Consider the following 1,665-nt stretch of genomic DNA (forward strand, 5'->3'; position numbering starts at 1 on the left):
GCCCGCACGGGGCCCGATCGGACGCGCGTCGACCGGCGGCGTGGCCAGTGGCTGGCCCCCGCCCCGCTGTGGTTCGCCCCGTCCCGCGGACGCAGACGTGGCCACAGCCGCCGGGGCGGGTGTGGGCCGCGCGTCGGTCGCGGCGAGCCAGCGGCACCACAACAGGCCCTTGCCGATGGTCTCGTTGCCGCCCAGCCGCAGCACCTGGCCGTCGAGGAGCGTGCGCAGCCCCGCAAGGTGGTCGGCGGAGCCTTCCAGCAGCGCCGCGAGCACGGTCTCCGCCGGCAGGAACTCGCTGTAGAACGGGCCGTTCTGCACGGTCTTCTCGGCGGAGAGCTGGACGCGTGGAGTCAGCTCGATGCACTCGCGGGTGATCTCGACCAGGGCGCCGTCGGGCACCGTCAGCAGATCCGTGCGCATCTTCTCGGCGAAGTAACCCGCCGTCTCGCCGGTGGGCAGCGCCGAGTCGGCCAGCCAGTCGGCCCACCGGCGGGTGGCCCGGTTTTCGCCCGGCCGGGTCACGTACGGTCCGACCAGGGTGTCGGCGTCGTGCCAGCCGGCGCCGGCCGCGAAGACATCGACCCGGCCGCCGTCTACCCGGCCCTCCTGCGTGCCGACCGACCTGCCGTCCAACCTCCCGTCCGACTCGCCGCCGCTCGGCCCGTCGGGTGGGTCGCCGACCGGTAGCGGCGGCATCCCCGTGAAACCGGCCAGGGCAGCCCGGCGGGCAAGGCGGCCGAGCAGCAGCGGCGACGACACCCAGGCGAAGATCTCCCGGATGGTCGGAACGGGGAACGCGACGAGCTGCGCGTCTCCCACCGACAGGGTCCCGGGGCGAAGGGCACCGGGGCGCCGCGGCGCCCCGTTCGCGGCGCGGGCATCCCGCCCGGAGGCGGTGTCCTCGACGCCGAGGCTCTCGGCGCCGGGTGGCGGTGAGCCGAAGACGTCCTCGACCAGGCCCGGACGCTCACTCCAGGCGTCGCGTGCGTGCGCGCGTAGGGCGCCCTTGAGCGACTGGCCCCAGATGACCGGCAGCCGCGTGCTGGCCTCCCGCTGGATGGGCAGGTCGACCGCTCCGAGACTCGTGTCGGCGCCGGCGTGCACCGGCGACTCCGCGTACAGGAACAACAGTGCGCGAGGCATCTACCATCTCCCGATCAGGGCGAGCCCGAAGCCCGCCGTGATCACTTCGTCGTCGATCTGTGGGAAGGGGGTGTCGGCGGTCAGTAGGCGGCCGTGACAGGCCCGGATCAGCTCGGCCGCCACCTGGTGGTCGTCGGCGCGCAGGTAGTAGACGCTGCCGGCCGGGGCAGCCCATAGCAGTCGGCCGTTGCTCACCGCGCCGGTCACCAGGTCGGGCCGGGCGGTCGTGATGACCCGTGGACCGACCACCGACGCCGCGACCAGGGTCAGCCCTGGGCCGATCTCCTGCGGCCGGGGCCGCCAACCGTCGGCGAACAGCGCCGGCGTCGCCAGATAGACCAGCAGCCTCGGCCGGCCGTCGGCGTCGTCGGCCGTGTCCTCGACCGTGTCGTCGGCCGTGTCCTCGGCCGTGTCGTCGGCCGTGTCCTCGGCCGTGTCGTCGGCGGCGGCGTTCGGTGTGGCGGGGTCGAGCCGGGGCGGCGGGGGCAGCGTCAGCGCCTCGGCGGGCAGCCAGTTCACCTA

The 1,665-nt window shown here is 74.6% G+C and carries 2 protein-coding genes; both read right to left on the reverse strand.

Annotation, left to right across the window (positions count from 1 at the left end; translation table 11 throughout):
- Positions 1 to 1,143 (reverse strand): type III-B CRISPR module RAMP protein Cmr4 (gene cmr4, locus ND748_RS31525; RefSeq protein WP_251749940.1); only part of this gene is annotated, 1,143 nt, incomplete at its 3' end.
- On the reverse strand, positions 1,144 to 1,662 hold the full coding sequence (locus ND748_RS31530; RefSeq protein WP_251749941.1) for a type III-B CRISPR module-associated protein Cmr3: 519 nt from the start codon (positions 1,660 to 1,662) through the stop codon (positions 1,144 to 1,146).
- Positions 1,663 to 1,665 lie beyond the last annotated feature (3 nt).

The organism is Frankia sp. AiPs1 (genome assembly GCF_023716945.1).
Classification (GTDB): domain Bacteria; phylum Actinomycetota; class Actinomycetes; order Frankiales; family Frankiaceae; genus Frankia.